The organism is Streptomyces sp. NBC_00775 (assembly GCF_036347135.1).
Taxonomy (GTDB): Bacteria; Actinomycetota; Actinomycetes; order Streptomycetales; family Streptomycetaceae; genus Streptomyces; species Streptomyces lutosisoli.
Genome location: NZ_CP108938.1, coordinates 8,678,088 through 8,691,384 on the forward strand (window position 1 = coordinate 8,678,088; position 13,297 = coordinate 8,691,384).

Sequence of the window (13,297 nt, forward strand, 5' to 3'; positions counted from 1 at the left end):
AGGTGTTGCGATCCGCTACTTGGGATCGCATTTGCCAACAAGGAGGAATAATGATCAAGAAGGTCGTCGCTGCTGCGGCTGCCACTGGTGGTCTGGTTCTCGCGGGTGCGGGCCTGGCCGTCGCCGATGCGGGTGCTCAGGGTGCCGCAGTGCACTCCCCGGGCGTCATCTCCGGCAACGTCATCCAGGTGCCCGTTCACGTCCCGGTGAACGTCTGCGGCAACACGGTCTCCGTGATCGGGCTGCTGAACCCCGCCTTCGGCAACACCTGCATCAACAAGTGACGTTGTGCTTCACCCCATGAGGGTCTGAGCCCGTCGGCCCCGGAGTGCGCGCCATGCGCTCCGGGGCCGACCGGCTTTCGGCGCACGCGCTGGACGGATGCGTGCGCGTTCCGGATGGTCCAAGCCAAGGGCTAAGGCAGGGAATTCAGTTATGCGACAGGTCACCCGCAAGGGCCTGATGACCGTGGCGGCCGCGACCGGCGTGCTCGCCGCGACCGGCGGCTACGCACACGCCGACTCGGGTGCGAACGGTTCCAGTTCGGACTCGCCCGGCGTGCTGTCGGGCAACACGGTGCAGGCGCCGGTGCACGCGCCGGTCAACGTCTGTGGCAACACCGTGAACGTCGTCGGGGTGCTCAACCCGGCGATGGGCAACACGTGCGTCAACCACGGCGGCGGCAGCGGTTCCTCCGGGGGCGGCTACGGCGACGGAGGCTCCCACTCCGGCGGTGGTGCGCAGGCCGGCGGGCACGCCAGTGACTCGCCGGGCGTCGGCTCCGGCAATCACGTGCAGGCGCCGATCGACGTGCCGGTCAACGTCTGCGGCAACAGCGTGAACGTGGTCGGCGTCGGCAACGCGGCGGCGGGCAACGACTGCGCCAACGGGACGGGTGGCGGTCACTCCACCACCCCGCCCGGCGGCGGTCATGAGACGCCGCCTCCGGGTAACCCCGGAGAGCCGGGCCACCCCGGGCAGCCGGGCCACCCCGGGAACCCGGGTCAGCCGGGTAACCCGGGCACTCCGGGCACTCCGGGTACTCCGGGTCACCCCGGGCAGCCGGGCCAGTCGGCCACCCCGGGAGGCAAGCACCCGGGCGGCGTCTCGCACGCCAACCACCCGGGGGCGCAGTCCGTCACCCAGCCCAAGGGCGCCGCGCAGCTCGCCCACACCGGCAGTGACCTGCCGCTCGGTGTGGTTGTGCCCGCCGGTGCGGGGGCGCTGCTGGCCGGTGCCCTGCTCTACCGCAAGGCACGATCGGCGGCGTAAAACGGCATGAATATGAGCACAACGTCACACATGTCCCCTGTGACGTGAAGAACGGAGCGGGCCCCGCCACTGCGGGGCCCGCTCCGTTTCAACGGCCTGTCGTCACCACGTGGCGCGCACCTGGCGGATGATCCGCCGGCGCAACCGCACCCTGCGGCTGCCGTCGCGCAGCAGGCTCAGGCGGTCCAACTCCCAGTGTCCGTACTCCGCATGGTCCGTCAGCAGACGTGTCGTCTCCTTGCGGGAGACCCCGCGCGGTACGTACACGTCGACAAATTCGTATTCCGGCATCGCATCTATTGTGCGGGCAGAGCCCGTGTACGGATAGCGTCTGCACTATGTCTGATGCTGTGCAGCCCACCGCTGCCGAGGTACGCGCCGCCGCCGAGGCGGTCAAGACCGCTCTCGACCGCCACCTGGCCGCGGTCGAGCGCAGGACGGGTGAGGACGACCCGGCCGTCTACGAGGCGTTCAACGAGCTGGCCGCCGCTGCCGAGGAGTACGACGAGCTCCTCTACGACCGCTACGACGAGGTCACACCCTTCGAGATCCCCGGTACCGACGACACCCTGCCGCCGTACACGGGCCCCGAGGAGCCGAATGCGCTGAGTGTGCTGATCCGCCGGGACTACGCGGTGGTGGAGCCACAGCGACTGCTGGCGCAGGCCCAGCGCGTGGAAGCCGTGGAGGAGGACGGGGCCACCGCCACCGCGGGCTTCGACGCGGCGGCCGGCACGATCCACGGTGCGCTCGGGGTCCTGTTCGGCGAGTTCGAACCGGACGAGATCGCCTCCCGGCACAAGGAGTTCGGCCTGGAGGAGGCGGACTCCACACTCTGGGTGACCGCCGCGGACGAACCGGCCGAGCCCGGCGAATGGCTGGAGATCCCGTTCGAATCGATCGATCCGCAGCGCGTGGTCTGCCGCTTCGACGTCAGCGCCGTCTTCGACGACGAGGCGGAGGACGACCTGGAGGACGATCTCGGCTCCGACGGGGATCTTGAGCCATTGGACGCGGATCACTGAGCACAGCGGATCACTGAGGGCGTACGTACGGGGTGGCGGTCACCGGGGTTCGGTGGCCGCCACCGCTGTGTGCACGGAGCGGGGCGCCGGGTGCCGGAGAAGATCAGCCCGAGGCCGGTGTCTGCGCCTTGAGCAGGGCCGGCAGGCGCGTGGTGCGCGGCTTCTGCGGGACCTCCGCCACCGCCCGCTGAAGGGCCTGCTCCACCCCGTGCACCACGGACAGATGACGCTCGGCGCGGCCGAAGGCCGTGTACACCCAGGGCCTGGTCAGGGACTGCGCGGCGTCACCGGGGAGCACCACGACCGCGGCGGGCCAGCGCATGCCCACCGCCTGGTGCGCCGTGAGCGCCCAGCCGTGCCGCACGGACTGCTCCACCCGCTCCTTCGGTACGACGACGGGCAGACCCGCGCACTCCAGGTGCAGCCCGTCGGCGTCGGCCTTCACCACATGTCCCGGCACCGAACGGCCCGGCGCGGGGGAGTACGCGATCCGGTCGCCCGGGTCGAAGCCGCCGAAGCGGCCGGGGCCGGGGTTCAGCCGCTCCTTGAGGGCGGCGTTCAGCGCGCGCGTGCCGACCGCGCCGCCGTGCCCCGGCGTGATCACCTGGGTCTGCTCGGCCGGGATGCCGATCGCGCGCGGCACGGAGTCCGCGACCAGCTGCACGGTCCGGTGCACCGCCTCGCCGGCGTCCCGCACCGGGACGATCACGACCTCCTTGCCGGGCGCCTCGACCTGGTTCAGCTCGCCGATACCGACCCCGGAGACCAGCTCGCCGATCGGCCCGGGGTCCGGTGTCCGCGAGACCACCTGCGGGCACACCCGGGCGGCGAGCAGGTCGGCGAAGACCTTCCCCGGGCCCGCCGACCACAGCACGCCCGGGTCCCCGCTCAGCACCAGCCGCGCGCCGTCCGGCAGCGACTCGGCGAGCACGGCCGCCGTCTCGACGTCGAGCTGCGGCGCGTCGAGGACGACGAGGAGGTCGAGGTCGAAGGCGCCGTCCGCGTCCCGGCCTGGGCCCTCGGCGCCGGACAGGAGTCCCGCGACGGTGACGACACCGGTGCCCGTGCCCTCTGCGGGGCCGTCCGGCAGGTCGTACTGGGCGATCTGGGCCGTGAAGCGGTCGCGGCCGCCCGCGGTGTGTGTGGCGGCCCAGCCGCGCAGGCCGAGACCGCGCGCGGCGTACAGCAGCGCCGCCGCTTCGGCCTGGGACGCGTCCCCGCCCGTGTGCAGGACCAGGCCGTGGCCCGCGACCGCGCGGATCAGCTCCGCGGTGGAGCGGCCGGCCGCGACGGCGGCCTGCTCCCAGTCGGCGGCCGAACCGTCCTCCTCCGGCACGGAGTTCATCACCCGGGCCAGTCCGTCGGCGAGGCTCTCCTCGGCCAGCGCGTACCGCTCCAGGCCCACCAGGACGCGGACCGGGCGCTCCTCGGGCTCCTCGGCTCCTTCCTCCTGCGCGGCGGGGGCCGGCGCCGTGTCGAGCGCGTCCTGGAAGACCAGGGCCTCGCCCTCCGCGAGGGCGCTCTGCACGGCCGCGTCCGCATCCGGCACCGAGCGCTGGGAGAGCGCGGCGGTGAGCGCCGGGGCGTCGAGGGCGGTGTGCCCGGCGAGGGCCGCCTGCTCCAGGAGCCATACGGTGAGCGCCCGGCCGCGCCGCTCGTCGTCGGGGCCGCACTCCGCGCCGAGCAGCGCGCGGGCGAACCCGTCGGCCTGCTCGGGCCGCACCCCCGCGACCCGCAGCAACTGCCAGGGGTCCTCGCGCAGTTGCTCGTCGGCGCCCTCGCCCAGGGCCGCGACGGCCTGCGGCGTGAGTGTGTCGGGGGCGCCGCCCTCGGTCAGTACCGCGCGTACGGCTCCGACGGTCTCGGGTGCGGCGGCCGACGGTGCGGGGGCCGGGGCGGCCACGGGCTGCGGGCGCCGCGCGGGCTCCTGCGTGACCCTGCGCGGCGCGGGCTCGGGCTCGCGGAACGCGGTGGCCACGGGCTTCTCGCCGCTCTCCACGGCCCGCACCGCCGCGAGCAGATCCGCGGCCTTCCCACTGAGCTTGGCCCCGGCCTCGATCGGCCCCTGCTTCTCTGCCTTCCGCCGCTCGATCCGCTCCCGCTCAAGGCGCTGGGCCGCCAGCTCGGCCTCGGCCTCGGACAGTTTCTTGGCGCCTTCGGAGCCTTCCGCTTCCGTGTCCCCGCTCTCGGAGGACGCTTCGGTGTCCCCGCCTTCGGAGGACGCGTCCGCGTCGCCCTCGGCCGCGTCGGCGTCGGCGCCCGCGGTCTCCGGGGCGTCGGCGGCCGTGTCCGCGCCCGGCGCCCCCGGCTCCGCTTCCTCCGTGGTCTCCGGCTCCGTGGTCACAGCGTGCTCCAGTCGTGATCGGGATAGTGGTGCACCGGTGCTGACACGTCGTCGAGCGCCCGGCAGATCTCGTCAGGAAGACTAAGGGTCTCCACTGACAACGCGGCCGTGAGCTGCTGCGCGTTGCGCGCGCCGACGATCGGGGCGGCGACGCCGGGCCGGTCGCGGACCCAGGCGAGAGCCACCTGGAGCGCCGTCACGGCGAGACCGTCCGCCGCGGTCGTCACCGCGTCCACGATGCCGCTCGCCGTGTCGTCCAGGTACGGCGCGACGAACGGCGCGAGGTGCTCCGAGCCGCCCCGGGAGTCGGACGGCACCCCACCCCGGTACTTGCCCGTGAGCACGCCCCGCCCGAGCGGTGAGGAAGGGAGCAGGCCGACGCCCAGGTCGAGAGCGGCGGGCAGCACCTCCCGCTCGACGCCGCGCTGGAGGAGGGAGTACTCCATCTGCGTACTGGCCAGACGTGTCCGCACTCCCGGCGCCGCGAGCTGCCAGGTCGCCGCCTTGGCGAGCTGCCAGCCGCAGAAGTTGGACACGCCCGCGTAGCGCGCGCGACCGCTGCTGACCGCCAGGTCGAGCGCCTGGAGGGTCTCGTCCAGCGGTGTGGCCGGGTCGAAGGCGTGGATGTGCCACACGTCCACGTAGTCCGTGCCCAGGCGCGCGAGAGAGGCGTCGAGGGCGGACAGCAGATGGCCGCGCGAGCCGTCGAAGCGGCGGTCCGGGTCGGGCACGCTCCCCGCCTTCGTCGAGATGACCAGGTCCCGGCGCGGCACGAGCCCTTCTATGAGGCGTCCGAGCAGATACTCGGCCTCCCCGTCGCCGTACACGTCCGCGGTGTCGACGAGGGTCCCGCCCGCTTCCCAGAACACCTTCAAGAGGTCCGCGGCGTCATGCTCGCCGGTGTCCCGCCCCCAGGTGAGGGTGCCGAGTCCGATCCGGGACACACGCAGGCCGGTACGGCCGAGATGCCTCTGCTCCATGGACGCCGAGATTACTGGCCAGAACTCGATACGTGGGGTGCCTGTGGACAACCGGGATCAGGGCTGTGTGGACGACCTGGACCGGCCATGCCCGAACCCGTCCCTGCCGCCGTGCCCACCAGCGCGCTAGGGTCTCCGGAACAAGGGACGTTACTGATCGGTAAGGGGATCGGCCATGCAGCTCGGCATCAACCTCGGCTACTGGGGCGCCGGAATGGACGCGGACAATCTCGCCGTCGCCCAGGAGGCCGACCGGCTCGGATACGCCGTCTGCTGGGCCGCCGAGGCCTATGGCTCCGACGCGGCGACCGTGCTCAGCTGGGTCGCCGCCCAGACCGAGCGCATCGACGTCGGCTCGGCCATCTTCCAGATCCCGGCCCGCCAGCCCGCGATGACCGCGATGACCGCCGCGACCCTGGACTCGCTGTCGGGCGGCCGCTTCCGCCTCGGCCTCGGTGTCTCCGGGCCGCAGGTCTCCGAGGGCTGGTACGGCGTCAAGTTCGACAAGCCGCTGGCCCGCACCCGCGAGTACGTGGAGATCGTACGGAAGGCGATGACGCGCGAGCGCCTGTCGTTCGAGGGCGAGCACTGGACCCTGCCGCTGCCGGGCGGCCCGGGCAAGCCGCTCAAGCTGACCGTGCACCCCGAGCGCGAGCACATCCCGCTGTACATCGCCGCGATCGGCCCCAAGAACCTGGAGCAGACCGGCGAGATCGCCGACGGCGCGCTGCTGATCTTCCCCTCCGCCGACCACCTCGAGGACACCGCGATCACGTATCTGCGCGCGGGCCGCGAGAAGGCGGGCAAGACGATGGAGGGCTTCGACGTCTGCCCGACGCTGCCGCTCGCCGTGGGTGAGGACAAGGACGTGACCGCGCTGGCCGACATGTTCCGCCCGTACACCGCGCTGTACGTCGGCGGCATGGGCAGCCCCAAGCAGAACTTCTACAACCAGCTCGCCCAGCGCATGGGGTACGAGAAGGAAGCCGCCGAGATCCAGGGCAAGTACCTGTCCGGCGACAAGACGGGTGCGGCCGCCGCCATTCCGCACACCCTGATCGACCAGACCACGCTGCTCGGCTCCGTCGACCGCATCGCCGACCGGATGCAGGCGTACGCCGCGGCCGGGGTCACCACGCTCTCACTGGCCCCCGCGGGCTTCACCCTGGACGACCGGATCGCCTCGCTCCGGGCCGGTTTCGAGGCCCTGGAGCGAGCCGGGCTCGCGTAGCGCGATACGGCAGGTCAAAGGAGAGGTTCTGCGGCCGTGGTGGGGGCTCGGGGGGTCTTCCCCGCCACGGCCGTCACGGAGAACAACGCGCCCGCGCCCCCTTGGTTACGCGCCTGGGCCTCCTTCGTGGTCCGTCGTTTGGCGGATTTGTCCGACACATCGGTTGCCGCGCTCCTGGCATCCCATTTGACTCGTTTTCTGCGCAACCCTGCAGAGAGGTGTCAGCGAGATGCTTTCGGCCAAAAGTCTGTTTCAGGAGATCCTCGACCACGACGAGTCGTTCCGGCTCTTCTGTTCCATCGCCGCCAGTGGGGAATCGCAGGGGGGCTGGGAGAACGCCCGCATCGCCGCGCTCGTTCCGCCCGGCGAGCGCGAACTCGCACCCAAGATCGCCCGGCACGGCGCCGACGAGGACAAACACGGGCGGATCTTCAACGCCCTCATGAAGAAGCGCGGCCTCCAGCCCGTCGAGGTGCCGTCCGACACCGACTACACCATGCTCCTGGAGCGGCACGGCATCGGCCTCGCGCACGAGAAGCTCAAGAGCGACCAGCCCCTCACCGCGCGGGACATCGTCACGTATCTCGCCCACAGCCGGGTCACCGAGCAGCGCGCCTCCGAGCAGATGGAGCTGCTGCGCAAGCACTTCGCGGACGACCCCGACATCGGCCGCGCGGTGAAGATGATCTCCAGCGACGAGGACAACCACCTCGCCTACTGCCACGAGGAACTGCTGCGTTTGGCGCACGACGGACACGGCCGCGCCATCCGGGAGGCGCTGCGCGAGTGCGCGCTGGCCGAGATCCGCGTCTACCGGGACGTCAGCCTCGCCGTGATGGCCCACATGGGGCGCATCCTCGGCTGGTCCAGGGCCAGGGCGGCGACGCTCACCGTGGGCATCCACGCCGTCTACGCCTACGAGCGGGCCGTGGGCTGGCGCCGGATGGTCTCCCTGAGGATGCCCGAGCGGCGTGACGCGCTCGGCGGCCCCGCGGCGGCACCCGAGTTCGCGTAAGCCGCCGTCACGCGGGCGCGCGCGCCCGATCGCCCAAGACCGCCCCGCACGGCCACCCCCGCCGCTCGAAGCCCGGTCACAGCCACCCCCGCCGCTTGAACAGCCGGTACAGCAGGATCTCCAGCGCGACCATCGCCAGCACCACCGCCGGATACGACCAGAGCCAGTGCAGCTCGGGCATGTGGTCGAAGTTCATGCCGTAGATTCCCGCGATCATCGTGGGGATCGCGGCCATGGCCGCCCACGCGGAGATCTTCCGCATGTCGTCGTTCTGCCGCACGCTCATCTGCGCGAGATGGGCCGAGAAGATGTCCGAGACCAGCCGGTCCAGGCTCTCCACGGACTCGTTCACACGCATCAGATGGTCGTTGACATCGCGGAAGAACGGCTGCGCCTTGTCGCTCACGAAGGGCACGCCCGCCCCGGACAGCCGGGTCAGCGGTACCGCCAAGGGGACCGAGGCCCTGCGGAACTCCTGGACCTGCCGCTTGAACGTGTAGATCCTGGACGCGGTGTTCCGCGAACCGCCGACGGTCGGGGAGAAGACTTCCGCCTCCAGCTCCTCCAGGTCGGTCCCCAGCTCGGTCGCCACCTCCAGATAGTGGTCGACCGTGGCGTCGGCGATCGAGTAGAGCGCCATGGTCGGCCCGTGCCGGAGCATGTCGGGATCCGCCTCCAGACGCCGCCGCACGGCCGCCAGGGGCGAGCCCTCGCCGTGTCGGACGGTCACCACGAAGGAGTCCCCGATGAAGACCATGACCTCGCCGGTGGAGACGACGTCGCTGTCGGGCTCGTAGCAGACCGGCTTGAGGACCATGAACAGCGAGTCGTCGTACACCTCCAGCTTGGGCCGCTGGTGCGCCGTCAGGGCGTCCTCGACCGCCAGCGGGTGCAGCCCGAACTCCTCGGTGACGAGGTCGAACTCCTTCTCCGTCGGCTCGTGCAGCCCGATCCAGATGAACGCGTCGCCCGCGGCACGCGCCTGCGCCAGGGCGTCGGAGAGATCGTCGGGGCCCTCTGTCCGGTGCCCGTCACGGTAGATGGCGCAGTCGACGATCACGGAGCGTATTCTTCCGCCGCTCGGGCACGGGCGCACTCCGGCCGCCGTTGTCCACAGGCCCCGGCCTGTCCCAGGGGCGCCCGTTTACGCTGGGCCGCATGCCCACCCTGATCCTCGTCCGGCATGGACGTTCCACCGCCAACACCGCGGGACTGCTCGCCGGCTGGACGCCCGGCGTCGCCCTCGACGAGCGCGGCGCCCAGCAGGCCGCCGCCCTGCCCGGGCGGCTCGCCGGGCTGCCGATCTCCGAGGTCGTCACCAGCCCTCTGCAGCGCTGCCAGGAGACCGTCCAGCCGCTGCTCGACGCCCGGCCCGAGCTGCGGGCGCACACCGAGGAGCGCATCGGGGAGGCGCACTACGGCGACTGGTCCGGCCGCAAGCTCGCCGAGCTCAGGGACGAGCCGCTGATGGAGGTCGTACAGGCGCATCCGTCCGCGGCCGCGTTCCCCGGCGGCGAGTCGATGCGGGCCATGCAGACACGGGCCGCCGAGGCGGTGCGCGAGTGGAACGCGCGCGTGGAGCGCGATCACGGCGGTGACGCCGTGTACCTCATGTGCTCGCACGGCGACATCATCAAGTCCCTCGTCGCGGACGCACTCGGACTTCACCTCGACCTCTTCCAGCGGATCTCTGTTGAACCGTGTTCGATCACCGCGATCCGTTACACACGGATGAGGCCGTTTCTCGTGCGCCTGGGGGACACCGGCGATTTCGCGTCCCTGGCGCCGCGCGAGGAACCCCCGAGCGGTGACGCTCCCGTCGGGGGCGGCGCGGGCGCACCGTGATCGTCGGCCGCAGTAGGGTGAAGCGGTCGAAGCAGCGCAGTAGTTGTCAGCAAGTTCTCAGCAGCCGATGAGGACCGGCGCGGTCAGCCGGTTCTCATGCCGATTCAATGGAGACAGGACGTGTCCCGTCAGGTGTTCCTCTACGACCCCCCGGACCGCTTCGTGGCCGGTACGGTCGGGTTGCCCGGGCGTCGTACCTTCTTCCTGCAGGCCTCCTCAGGCCCCCGGGTGACCAGCGTGGCCCTGGAGAAGACCCAAGTGGCCGCGCTCGCCGAACGGATGGATGAGCTCCTCGACGAGGTCGTACGGCGCACCGGCGGCAGCGCGCCCGTCCCGGCCATGGCCCCGACCGAGGTGTCCGACACCGCCCCCCTCGACACCCCCGTGGAGGAGGAGTTCCGGGTCGGCACCATGGCGCTGGCCTGGGACGGTGACGAGCAGCGCATGATCGTCGAGGCGCAGGCCCTCGTGGAGCTCGACGCGGAGTCCGAGGAGGACCTCGCCGAGGCCGAGGAGAAAATGCTCCAGGACGAGGAGAACGGCCCGCCGATGCTCCGGGTCCGGCTCACCGGCGCGCAGGCCCGGGCCTTCGCCAAACGCGCCCTCGACGTCGTCAACGCCGGCCGGCCCCCGTGCCCGCTGTGCAGCCTCCCGCTCGACCCGGAAGGACACGTATGTCCGCGCCAGAACGGATACCGCCGCGGAGCGTGACCACGGCAGAGCTGCTCGCCCAGGGCGAGCTCAAGGTGCGCGGACGGATCCGTGAGGCCTCGAACGCGGTGCTGTACTGCTCCGTGTCGTACGAGGGCCGGGACGCGTTCTGCGTCTACAAGCCCATCGCCGGGGAGCGGCCCCTGTGGGACTTCCCGGACGGCAACCTGGCGCAGCGCGAGGTCGCCGCGTACGAGGTCTCCGAGGCGACCGGATGGGGGCTCGTGCCGCCCACCGTGCTGCGCGACGGGCCGTACGGCGAGGGCATGTGCCAGCTCTGGATCGAGGCGTCGGCCGAGGACGGCGGGGCCGATTTGCTCGCCCTGGTGGACCGCGAGGAGCCCGAGGAGGGCTGGAAGGCCATCGCCTTCGCCGAGGTCGGAGAAGGCAAGACGGCACTGCTGGTGCACGCCGACGACACCCGGCTGCGACGACTCGCCGTCCTCGACGCCGTGATCAACAACGCCGACCGCAAGGGCGGCCATCTGCTGCCCGCCGGCGAGGGCCGGCTGTACGGCATCGACCACGGGGTCACCTTCAACGCCGAGAACAAGCTGCGCACGCTGCTGTGGGGCTGGGCGGGGGAGTCACTGACCACGGAGGCGGTCGACGTCCTCGCCTCCCTGCGCGACGGTCTGGCGCCGGGCGCACCGCTCGCCACCCGGCTGGCCGAACTGATCACCGCCGCCGAGATCGACGCCACACGCGCGCGTGTCGACGCGATGCTCACCTCGGGGAAGCACCCGGAGCCGAGCGGGGAGTGGCCGGCGATTCCCTGGCCACCGGTATGAGCCGACCCGGCGCCCCGACAGGGGCGCCGGGAACTGTGCGATCCACCACAACGAACCCGCAGTCGCCGAAGCACAGAGCGCCCCGAGCTCCCAGGCACCGGCCCCCAGGACCCGCCGGCACACCACTCGGCCTCGCGCAAGGGTGTGTTCCCAGCCATCAGGAGCTGGCCGGTTCGTATACGGAACTTCCGTCCGGTTAGGCTCATGACATGCATGCCTGGCCCGCTTCTGAGGTCCCCGCCCTGCCTGGTGAGGGCCGCGACCTCCGGATCCACGACACCGCGACCGGTGGGCTCGTACGTCTTGACCCCGGTCCCGTCGCCCGTATCTACGTGTGCGGCATCACGCCGTACGACGCGACCCACATGGGGCACGCGGCGACCTACAACGCGTTCGACCTCGTTCAGCGCGTGTGGCTCGACACCAAGCGGCAGGTTCACTACGTCCAGAACGTGACCGACGTCGACGACCCGCTCCTGGAGCGGGCGGAGCGCGACGGCGTCGACTGGGTGGGACTCGCCGAGAAGGAGACCGCCCTCTTCCGTGAGGACATGACAGCCCTGCGGATGCTGCCGCCGCAGCACTACATCGGCGCCGTCGAGGCGATACCCGGGATCGTCCCGCTCGTCGAGCGGCTGCGGGACGCGGGAGCGGCGTACGAGCTCGAAGGGGATGTGTACTTCTCCGTCGAGTCCGACCCGCACTTCGGCAAGGTGTCCAACCTGGACGCCGCCGCCATGCGGCTGCTCTCCGCCGAGCGGGGCGGTGACCCGGACCGTCCGGGCAAGAAGAACCCGCTCGACCCGATGCTCTGGATGGCCGCCCGTGAGGGCGAGCCGAGCTGGGACGGCGGCTCGCTGGGCCGCGGCCGGCCCGGCTGGCACATCGAGTGTGTGGCCATCGCCCTCGACCACCTGGGGATGGGCTTCGACGTCCAGGGCGGCGGCTCCGACCTCGCCTTCCCGCACCACGAGATGGGTGCCTCGCACGCCCAGGTGCTGACCGGTGAGTTCCCCATGGCCAAGGCGTACGTCCACGCCGGCATGGTGGCCCTCAACGGCGAGAAGATGTCGAAGTCCAAGGGCAACCTCGTCTTCGTGTCCGCACTCCGGCGCGACGGGGTCGACCCGGCCGCCATACGGCTCGCGCTGCTCGCGCACCACTACCGGGCCGACTGGGAGTGGACGGACGCCGTCCTCGAAGACGCGGTCGCGCGCCTGGACAACTGGCGGGCGGCGGTGTCACGGCCCGACGGGCCGTCCGCCGACGCGCTCGTCGCGGAGATCCGCGACGCCCTCGCGAACGATCTGGACGCGCCCGCGGCGCTCGCCGCGGTCGACCGCTGGGCCGCGCTCCAGCACGAACAGGGCGGTACGGACGAGGGCGCCCCCGGCGTCGTCTCGCGCGCCGTGGACGCCCTGCTCGGGGTGGCTCTCTAGCCGCACCCCTGTGACATCGGCCGGGCGCCGGGCGGGTTCTCACCCGCCCGGCGCCCTCTGTGCGTGGAGCCCTCGCTGTTACTTGTTCACGATGACGGCCTGGATGGCGCCGCTGGTGGAGTCGAAGATCCCGATGACCTGCTGCCCGTAGGCGAAGGCCTCCTGGACCTCGTCATGCGTCACCTGGTTCGGGTTGACCAGGCCGTGCCACACGTTGTTGATGAGCAGGTAGAGAATCGACGGCTGGCCCGGGAGCGGAGTGACGACGTCCCAGAAGCGCGTGGCCACACCACTGACCAGCGACTGCGTCTCGACGGCGCTCGACAGGACCAGCGGCTGCCCCAGCTGCTGTTGCTGCCCACCGAGCTGCTGGAGCAGCTGCTGGTAGGGCTGCTGCTGGCCGAGCTGCTGGAGCTGCTGCTGGAGGTGCTGCGGAATGTGCTGCTGAGCGATGTGCTGCTGCGGAATCTGCTGCTGAGCGATGCCCTGCTGGCCGATCGGCTGCTGCATCTGCTGGCCGAAGGGCTGCTGCTGGCCCATGCCCTGCTGCTGCCCGAACTGCTGCGGGGGCGCGGTGCTCGGGCCCTGCTGGCCCTGCTGCTGGCCCTGCTGGCTCATCTGCGGGATCGTGTTCATGCGGGTGC

General features: G+C 71.5%; 14 protein-coding genes. 9 read left to right on the forward strand and 5 right to left on the reverse strand.

Annotation, left to right across the window (positions count from 1 at the left end; all coding sequences use genetic code 11):
- Positions 1–50 precede the first annotated feature (50 nt).
- Positions 51–284: a chaplin ChpH gene (gene chpH / locus OIC96_RS38525; RefSeq protein ID WP_330303389.1), complete on the forward strand. Its 234-nt coding sequence runs from the start codon at positions 51–53 to the stop codon at positions 282–284.
- 151 nt (positions 285–435) lie between these two features.
- The gene (locus OIC96_RS38530) at positions 436–1,272 is read left to right on the forward strand and encodes a chaplin (protein ID WP_330303388.1); all 837 of its coding nucleotides are present in this window, start codon (positions 436–438) and stop codon (positions 1,270–1,272) included.
- Between the two features lie 102 nt (positions 1,273–1,374).
- Here the strand turns inward: OIC96_RS38530 and OIC96_RS38535 are convergent, their stop codons facing one another.
- Positions 1,375–1,563 (reverse strand): DUF5703 family protein, encoded by a 189-nt coding sequence (locus tag OIC96_RS38535; RefSeq protein WP_081223519.1) that lies wholly within the window; start codon positions 1,561–1,563, stop codon positions 1,375–1,377.
- A 47-nt stretch (positions 1,564–1,610) separates the two neighbouring features.
- On the opposite strand from OIC96_RS38535, the gene OIC96_RS38540 reads away from it, so the two are divergent.
- The gene (locus OIC96_RS38540; protein ID WP_327427484.1) at positions 1,611–2,297 is read left to right on the forward strand and encodes a hypothetical protein; all 687 of its coding nucleotides are present in this window, start codon (positions 1,611–1,613) and stop codon (positions 2,295–2,297) included.
- A 103-nt stretch (positions 2,298–2,400) separates the two neighbouring features.
- On the opposite strand, the gene OIC96_RS38545 is transcribed toward OIC96_RS38540, so the two are convergent.
- Both OIC96_RS38545 and OIC96_RS38550 read right to left on the reverse strand, forming a co-directional pair.
- Positions 2,401–4,641: a helix-hairpin-helix domain-containing protein gene (locus tag OIC96_RS38545; RefSeq protein WP_330303387.1), complete on the reverse strand. Its 2,241-nt coding sequence runs from the start codon at positions 4,639–4,641 to the stop codon at positions 2,401–2,403.
- Positions 4,638–5,621 (reverse strand): aldo/keto reductase, encoded by a 984-nt coding sequence (locus tag OIC96_RS38550; protein ID WP_330303386.1) that lies wholly within the window; start codon positions 5,619–5,621, stop codon positions 4,638–4,640. The genes OIC96_RS38545 and OIC96_RS38550 overlap by 4 nt, the downstream gene beginning before the upstream one ends.
- Positions 5,622–5,796: 175 nt before the next feature.
- On the opposite strand from OIC96_RS38550, the gene OIC96_RS38555 reads away from it, so the two are divergent.
- Positions 5,797–6,852, forward strand: a complete 1,056-nt coding sequence (locus OIC96_RS38555) for an LLM class F420-dependent oxidoreductase (protein WP_330303385.1) — start codon at positions 5,797–5,799, stop codon at positions 6,850–6,852.
- A 229-nt stretch (positions 6,853–7,081) separates the two neighbouring features.
- Positions 7,082–7,867, forward strand: a complete 786-nt coding sequence (locus OIC96_RS38560) for a ferritin-like domain-containing protein (RefSeq protein WP_330303384.1) — start codon at positions 7,082–7,084, stop codon at positions 7,865–7,867.
- Between the two features lie 76 nt (positions 7,868–7,943).
- On the opposite strand, the gene corA is transcribed toward OIC96_RS38560, so the two are convergent.
- On the reverse strand, positions 7,944–8,927 hold the full coding sequence (corA, locus tag OIC96_RS38565; RefSeq protein WP_330303383.1) for a magnesium/cobalt transporter CorA: 984 nt from the start codon (positions 8,925–8,927) through the stop codon (positions 7,944–7,946).
- 98 nt (positions 8,928–9,025) lie between these two features.
- Here corA and OIC96_RS38570 point away from each other — a divergent pair, with 98 nt between their 5' ends.
- The 4 genes from OIC96_RS38570 (at position 9,026) to mshC (ending at position 12,653) form a co-directional block, all read left to right on the forward strand.
- Positions 9,026–9,712 (forward strand): histidine phosphatase family protein, encoded by a 687-nt coding sequence (locus OIC96_RS38570; RefSeq protein WP_330303382.1) that lies wholly within the window; start codon positions 9,026–9,028, stop codon positions 9,710–9,712.
- Positions 9,713–9,832: 120 nt separating this feature from the next.
- Positions 9,833–10,423 carry a DUF3090 domain-containing protein gene (locus OIC96_RS38575; protein ID WP_330303381.1) on the forward strand — a complete coding sequence of 197 codons (591 nt, stop codon included), beginning with the start codon at positions 9,833–9,835 and terminating at the stop codon, positions 10,421–10,423.
- On the forward strand, positions 10,387–11,214 hold the full coding sequence (locus OIC96_RS38580) for an SCO1664 family protein (protein ID WP_330303380.1): 828 nt from the start codon (positions 10,387–10,389) through the stop codon (positions 11,212–11,214). The genes OIC96_RS38575 and OIC96_RS38580 overlap by 37 nt, the downstream gene beginning before the upstream one ends.
- A 209-nt stretch (positions 11,215–11,423) precedes the next feature.
- Positions 11,424–12,653, forward strand: a complete 1,230-nt coding sequence (gene mshC, locus OIC96_RS38585; protein WP_330303379.1) for a cysteine--1-D-myo-inosityl 2-amino-2-deoxy-alpha-D-glucopyranoside ligase — start codon at positions 11,424–11,426, stop codon at positions 12,651–12,653.
- Between the two features lie 78 nt (positions 12,654–12,731).
- On the opposite strand, the gene OIC96_RS38590 is transcribed toward mshC, so the two are convergent.
- Positions 12,732–13,289, reverse strand: coding sequence for a hypothetical protein (locus OIC96_RS38590; RefSeq protein WP_330303378.1), 558 nt, complete (start codon positions 13,287–13,289; stop codon positions 12,732–12,734).
- Between the last annotated feature and the right edge of the window lie 8 nt (positions 13,290–13,297).

Coding starts and splice junctions, on each gene's coding strand:
- chpH (WP_330303389.1), top strand. CDS start 51: ATGATCAAGAAGGTCGTCGCTGCTGCGGCTGCCACTGGTGGTCTGGTT.
- OIC96_RS38530 (WP_330303388.1), top strand. CDS start 436: ATGCGACAGGTCACCCGCAAGGGCCTGATGACCGTGGCGGCCGCGACC.
- OIC96_RS38535 (WP_081223519.1), bottom strand. CDS start 1,563: ATGCCGGAATACGAATTTGTCGACGTGTACGTACCGCGCGGGGTCTCC.
- OIC96_RS38540 (WP_327427484.1), top strand. CDS start 1,611: ATGTCTGATGCTGTGCAGCCCACCGCTGCCGAGGTACGCGCCGCCGCC.
- OIC96_RS38550 (WP_330303386.1), bottom strand. CDS start 5,621: ATGGAGCAGAGGCATCTCGGCCGTACCGGCCTGCGTGTGTCCCGGATC.
- OIC96_RS38555 (WP_330303385.1), top strand. CDS start 5,797: ATGCAGCTCGGCATCAACCTCGGCTACTGGGGCGCCGGAATGGACGCG.
- OIC96_RS38560 (WP_330303384.1), top strand. CDS start 7,082: ATGCTTTCGGCCAAAAGTCTGTTTCAGGAGATCCTCGACCACGACGAG.
- OIC96_RS38570 (WP_330303382.1), top strand. CDS start 9,026: ATGCCCACCCTGATCCTCGTCCGGCATGGACGTTCCACCGCCAACACC.
- OIC96_RS38580 (WP_330303380.1), top strand. CDS start 10,387: ATGTCCGCGCCAGAACGGATACCGCCGCGGAGCGTGACCACGGCAGAG.
- mshC (WP_330303379.1), top strand. CDS start 11,424: ATGCATGCCTGGCCCGCTTCTGAGGTCCCCGCCCTGCCTGGTGAGGGC.
- OIC96_RS38590 (WP_330303378.1), bottom strand. CDS start 13,289: ATGAACACGATCCCGCAGATGAGCCAGCAGGGCCAGCAGCAGGGCCAG.